The organism is Spirillospora sp. NPDC046719, from assembly GCF_040645715.1.
Lineage (GTDB): Bacteria > Actinomycetota > Actinomycetes > Streptosporangiales > Streptosporangiaceae > Spirillospora.
Genome location: NZ_JBEYYT010000555.1, coordinates 1 through 5264, shown reverse-complemented (window position 1 = coordinate 5264; position 5264 = coordinate 1). Strand labels below are relative to the sequence as shown.

5 protein-coding genes are annotated in these 5264 nt (G+C 73.5%); 2 read left to right on the top strand and 3 right to left on the bottom strand.

The annotated features are described in order from the left end of the window. Window positions 1-65 precede the first annotated feature (65 nt). Window positions 66-908, bottom strand: coding sequence for a helix-turn-helix transcriptional regulator (locus tag ABZ914_RS45850; RefSeq protein ID WP_500200956.1), 843 nt, complete (start codon window positions 906-908; stop codon window positions 66-68). A gap of 113 nt (window positions 909-1021) precedes the next feature. Between ABZ914_RS45850 and ABZ914_RS45845 the strand changes: the two genes are divergently transcribed. Then, window positions 1022-1765, top strand: coding sequence for an SDR family oxidoreductase (locus ABZ914_RS45845; RefSeq protein ID WP_500200955.1), 744 nt, complete (start codon window positions 1022-1024; stop codon window positions 1763-1765). Window positions 1766-1853: 88 nt separating this feature from the next. Here the strand turns inward: ABZ914_RS45845 and ABZ914_RS45840 are convergent, their stop codons facing one another. Next, window positions 1854-2696: a helix-turn-helix transcriptional regulator gene (locus ABZ914_RS45840; RefSeq protein ID WP_500200954.1), complete on the bottom strand. Its 843-nt coding sequence runs from the start codon at window positions 2694-2696 to the stop codon at window positions 1854-1856. Between the two features lie 113 nt (window positions 2697-2809). On the opposite strand from ABZ914_RS45840, the gene ABZ914_RS45835 reads away from it, so the two are divergent. After that, window positions 2810-3550: an SDR family oxidoreductase gene (locus ABZ914_RS45835; protein WP_500200953.1), complete on the top strand. Its 741-nt coding sequence runs from the start codon at window positions 2810-2812 to the stop codon at window positions 3548-3550. Window positions 3551-3557: 7 nt separating this feature from the next. On the opposite strand, the gene ABZ914_RS45830 is transcribed toward ABZ914_RS45835, so the two are convergent. Continuing rightward, window positions 3558-5264: glycosyltransferase family protein (locus tag ABZ914_RS45830; RefSeq protein ID WP_500200952.1), on the bottom strand; the 1707-nt coding region annotated here is incomplete at its 5' end.

Here is a 5264-nt window from a genome sequence, read left to right as displayed (position 1 = left end):
GCGGGCGCGTCGGGTTCTTTTTGCCCCCCCACCTCCCCCCCCTCCGCCGCACGTCGGCGGGGGCGTCAGCCGGAGGTGAGGTCCTGGGTGCCGATGACGCGGAGCAGTTTCAACGCCTCGTGCGCCGGGGTGCCAGGTGTGGCGCTGTAGAGGACGACCTTCTGGTCCCGGTCCGGCACGACGAGGACGTCGCAGAACACCTCGAGCTCGCCGACGACCGGGTGCCGCATGCGTTTCCTGGAGCCGCGCCGTACCTCGATCTGGTGCCGGTCCCATAGCCGCCGGAATAGCTCGCTCCCGCCTTTCAGCTCGTCGACGAGCGACGCGATTCCGGGGTCGCGCGGGTAGCGCCCGGCCGCCGTCCTCAGATCGGCGACGCTCTGCTGGGCGAATTTCCCGTATTCGTCGTCGTCCTCGATGAGGCAGGCGTCCGGGTGGAGGAAGAAGGCCCGCACGAGGTTGCGTTCGCCTGGCGGGACCTTCGAGAAGTCGACGATGAGCGCCGCCGCCATGTCGTTCCAGGCGAGGACGTCGTATTTGGCGTCCAGGACGTAGGCGGGGATGTCGTCGAGCCGTTCGAGCAGATGCAGGATGCCCGCCGGCACTTCCTGAGGAGGTCCCGGCGGCGGGCCGAGCCGTTCACCGGCGAGGTTGTACAGGTGGCTCCGCTCGTCATCGGAGAGCCTCAGCGCGCGCGCCAGCGCGGCGAGGATCTGCCTGGACGGCCTCGGGCCGCGCCCCTGTTCCAACCGGATGTAGTAGTCCACCGACATCCCGGCTAGACGGGCGACCTCCTCCCGGCGCAGGCCGGGCGTCCGGCGGCGCACCCCTGCCTGCAGCCCGACGTCCGCGGGTTGCACGCGCGCGCGGCGCGAACGTAGGAACGCGGCCGTCTCCTGCCTGTTCATGCCTTCCAGCATGGCGGACGAAACGGACGGTCGGCCGCCTCCAAGGTGGTATCGCCGATCCCAGCTTCGAGCGGTCTCTCCCGCCGGCCACTCCCCGGCGGCACGGTGACGCCATGAACACCACGCAGATCGCGCTCATCACCGGAGCCAACAAGGGGATCGGCTTCGAGACCGCCCGCCTCCTCGGCGGGGAGGGCATGACCGTCCTGGTCGGCGCCCGCGATCCCGAACGCGGCGAGAAGGCCGCGTCGCTCCTGGCCGGCGAGGGGATCGACGCCCGGTTCGTCCGGATCGACGTGACGGACGCCGCGAGCGCCGAGGCCGCCGCCGAACGGATCGGCGAGGAGCACGGGCGGCTCGACGTCCTGGTCAACAACGCCGGCATATCGCCGGCCTCCGCGTACGGCCCGCCGAGCGAGACCTCGCTCGCCGGCCTGCGCGAGACCTACGAGACCAACGTGTTCGGCGTCGTCGCCGTCACCAACGCGATGCTCCCGCTGCTGCGCCGCTCCGCCGCCGGGCGCATCGTCAACGTCTCCAGCGAACTCGGCTCGCTGACGCTGCTGACCGACCCGTCCAGCCCCTTCTTCCCGTTCAACCTGCTGGCCTACAACTCGTCGAAGACGGCGCTGAACGCCGTGACGATCGCCTACGCCAAGGAACTGGCGGACACCGCGATCAAGGTGAACCTCGCCAACCCCGGCTACTGCGCCACCGACCTGAACGGCAACAGCGGGTTCCGCACACCGGTGCAGGGCGCGGCGGAGGTCGTGCTGCTGGCGACGCTGGACGAGGACGGCCCGAGCGGCGCCTTCCAGGGCGGCGCCGAGGAGCCGGGGCAGCCCGTCCCCTGGTGACCCGCCCGCGGGGTCGGTCACGGGGCCGGTCGCCGGGCCGACCGCCGGGCCGACCGCCGGGCCGACCGCGGGGCGGCGCGCTCGCGGTTCAGCGTGCGGCGAGCGCGTCCCGCCCGGCCTCGCGCAGGGTCTTGAGGGCTTCGTGCGACGGCGTGCCGGGCGTGGTGGTGTAGAGGACCACGCGCTGGTCGCGTTCCGGCACGTACAGCACGTCGCAGTGCAGCTCCAGCGGCCCGACGACCGGGTGGACCATGCGCTTGCGGCTGCTGCGCCTGATGCCCACCTCCCCCGAGGCCCACAGGCGGGCGAACAGGGGGCTGCGCGCGGACACCTCAGCGACCAGCTCGGCGATGCCAGGGTCGCCCGGGTAGCGGCCGGCGGCGGCGCGCAGGTCCGCGACCGAGTCGCCCGCCAGCTCCGCCACGTACGCGTCGGTGTCGTACCGGGCGGCGGCCGGACCGGTGAACAGCCACCGGATCACGTTGCGCTCCTCGGGCGGCAGCGCGGCGAAGTCCGTCATCAGCGCCGCCGCCAGGGGGTTCCAGGCGAGGATGTCGTGGCGGGCGTTCAGGACGTAGGCGGGCGTGTCGTCCAGCCGTTCCAGCAGGTGCAGGATGCCTGGCGGGACCTCCCGGGACGGCGCCGCCGGGGGTTCCGGCGCCTCGCCCGCCAGATGGTAGAGGTGGCCGCGTTCGTCATCGGTGAGCCTCAGCGCGCGCGCCAGCGCGGCGAGGATCTGCCTGGACGGCCTCGGGCCGCGCCCCTGTTCCAACCGGATGTAGTAGTCCACCGACATCCCGGCCAGTTGGGCGACCTCCTCCCGGCGCAGGCCCGGCGTCCGCCGCCGCGTCCCCGCCTTCAGCCCGACGTCCTCCGGTCGCACGCGGGCCCGGCGCGAGCGTAGGAACGCGGCCAACTCCTGCCTGTCCATGCGTTCCAGCATGGCCGATGCCGCCGAGCGACCGCCACGCGGAGGGTGGTACCGCCGATCCCAGCTTCGGGCGGTCTCTCCTCACGCGCGCGCGGCGGCCACAGGCTGAAGCCATGACCACTGCACAGATCGCGCTCGTCACCGGCGCGAACAAGGGAATCGGCTTCGAGACCGCGCGCATCCTCGGCTCCGGCGGCAGGACGGTGCTGATCGGCGCACGGTCCGAGGAGCTCGGCGAGAAGGCCGCCGCGGAACTGGCGGGCGAGGGCGTCGACGCCCGGTTCATCCGCATCGACGTCACCGATGAGGGCACCGTCACGGCCGCGGCCGACCGGATCGGCGCCGAGTACGGGCGGCTGGACATCCTCGTCAACAACGCCGGGATCACCTCGACGGACGCCTCCGACCCGCGCCGTTCCACCCCGCCGAGCCGCACGACGGTCGCCCAGGTCCGGGCGGCGTTCGAGACGAACGTGTTCGGCGTCGTCGCCGTCACCAACGCGATGCTCCCGCTGCTGCGCCGCTCCCCTGCCGGCCGCATCGTCAACGTCTCCAGCGAACTCGGCTCGCTGACGCTGCACAGCGACCCGTCGGCCCCCGTGAACCGCGTCAACCTGCTTCCCTACAACGCGTCCAAGACGGCGCTGAACGCCGTCACGGTCGCCTACGCCAAGGAACTGGCCGACACCCCGGTCACCGTGGTCGCGGCCGCTCCCGGGTACTGCGCCACCGACCTGAACGGGCGCACCGGTCCCCGGACGCCGGCGCAGGGCGCGGCCGTGATCGCCGGGGCGGCGACCGGCACCGCACCGAACGGCGCGTTCATCGCCGAGGACGGGCCGGTGCCCTGGTAGCGGCGGGTCAGAAGAGGATGTGCTCCTTGGGCAGGCCGTAGAACACCAGGCGGCCGGAGTCGAGGAGCTCCAGGTCGGTGGGCCGCCAGGTGTGGCGGGTGGCGTCCGCGTGCCGGACGGTGACGAACGAGAACCTGTCGGCCGCGTACACCCGGACCCCGTCCGCGCGCAGCCGCCGGAAGAGGTCGGTGTCCTCGCCGCACCCGCGGTCGGCGAACCGGTACGTGCGCATCAGGTCGCCGTCGCCGAGCAGCGCCCCGCCGCGCACCACGTCCACATAGCGGTGCTCGTGCTCGGGGTAGCGCAGCACGGTCGCGTTCATGGACTCCAGCAGCGCGTAGTGGGCGAGCTTCCCGACGACGCCGGCGTCCGTGTAGGAGAAGGCGGGGAGCAGGTCGGACACGTAGTGCGGCCCGTACAGCTCGTCGTCGTCGATCTTGCCGATGTACGCGCCGTCGGCGGCCTCTATGCCGAGATTGAGGCACTCCCCCAGGGACAGGGACTCATCGGCGCTTCGGACGACGACATCGTCGATCCCGGCGGCGATCGCCCGCTTCTCCACGTCCCGGGGATCGAGGTCGAGGCGGTGCAGGATCATCACGAGCTGCAGGGGCCGCCAGGTCTGCGCCGCGATCTGCTCGATCGAGGAGGCGATCTGCTCGGCCCGGCAGGTGGACAGGACGAGCGACACCGTCGGCGGCGCCGCCGGCGCGGGGCCGGTTCCGAGGCGCTCCAGCAGGGAGTCGACCCGGTGCCGGTAGGTGTGCCGGGCGTGCACCCGCCGCAGCGCCAGATGCGCCTGCCGGTCGCGCAGTTCCGGGGCCCGCAGGAGCGCGCGCAGGCTGCGCTGGGCCGCCTTGGTGTCCTCCGCCGCCGGGCCGAACAGCGGGCTCGCGTCCGCCCGGTGATGGATGACGGGGACGCCGGCCGCCGCCGCCTCGTACGCCAGGCGGGGCGCGGGCGCGATGAGCACGCGGAACCGCTTGCGGATCGCGACGGCCTCCGCGTACGGGCGCGGGGGCGCCACCCGCTGCCGGTACAGGCGGGGGAAGCCGGTGGCGAAGAAGTGGGCGCCGAGCCGGGGCGCGGGCGCGATGAGCGGTTCCGCGGCCTGGTCGTACTCCCCCTCGTACAGCAGCGGGTAGCGGCCGTGGTCCTGGACGCGCGTCGGGTTGTGCAGGCGGGGCTGCGCGGCGAACGGCAGGTGGTGGACGCGGTCGTGGCCGAGGCTGCGCCGGTGCTCCGGCACCGCCGCCGCGTCCACGGTGAAGACGTGGTCGAAGTGCCCGGCGGCGTCGCCGAGGCCGGCGCCGGTGTCCCAGTAGGCGGTGGGGATATCGCGTTCCCTGCACCACTCCGCCATCTCCGCGACGGGCAGGGAGGTCCCGACCGACTCCACGAGCAGCAGCCCGGGCGGCCGCTCCTCGAACGCCTCCCGCCAGCCGCCGGACGCGGTGACCTGCGTCCACTCGTAGCGGAGGTTCGCCTCCAGGACGGGGCCGAGGACGACGGCCGCGACGAGGCCGGGCCGGTTCACCGGGCCGTCCGGCGCTGCGGGCGGCGTCACCTCGATCGGCTCGGTCTCGGCCACGAGGACGTCGGGACGGCGGGTCCGCGCGGGCTCCCCGGGGGGCTCGGGCGGCGGGGGAACGGGGCGCAGCGCCTCCCGGACGCGCTGGTACGAGACCGGCGCCGCCGGGCGCGCGCGCAGCGC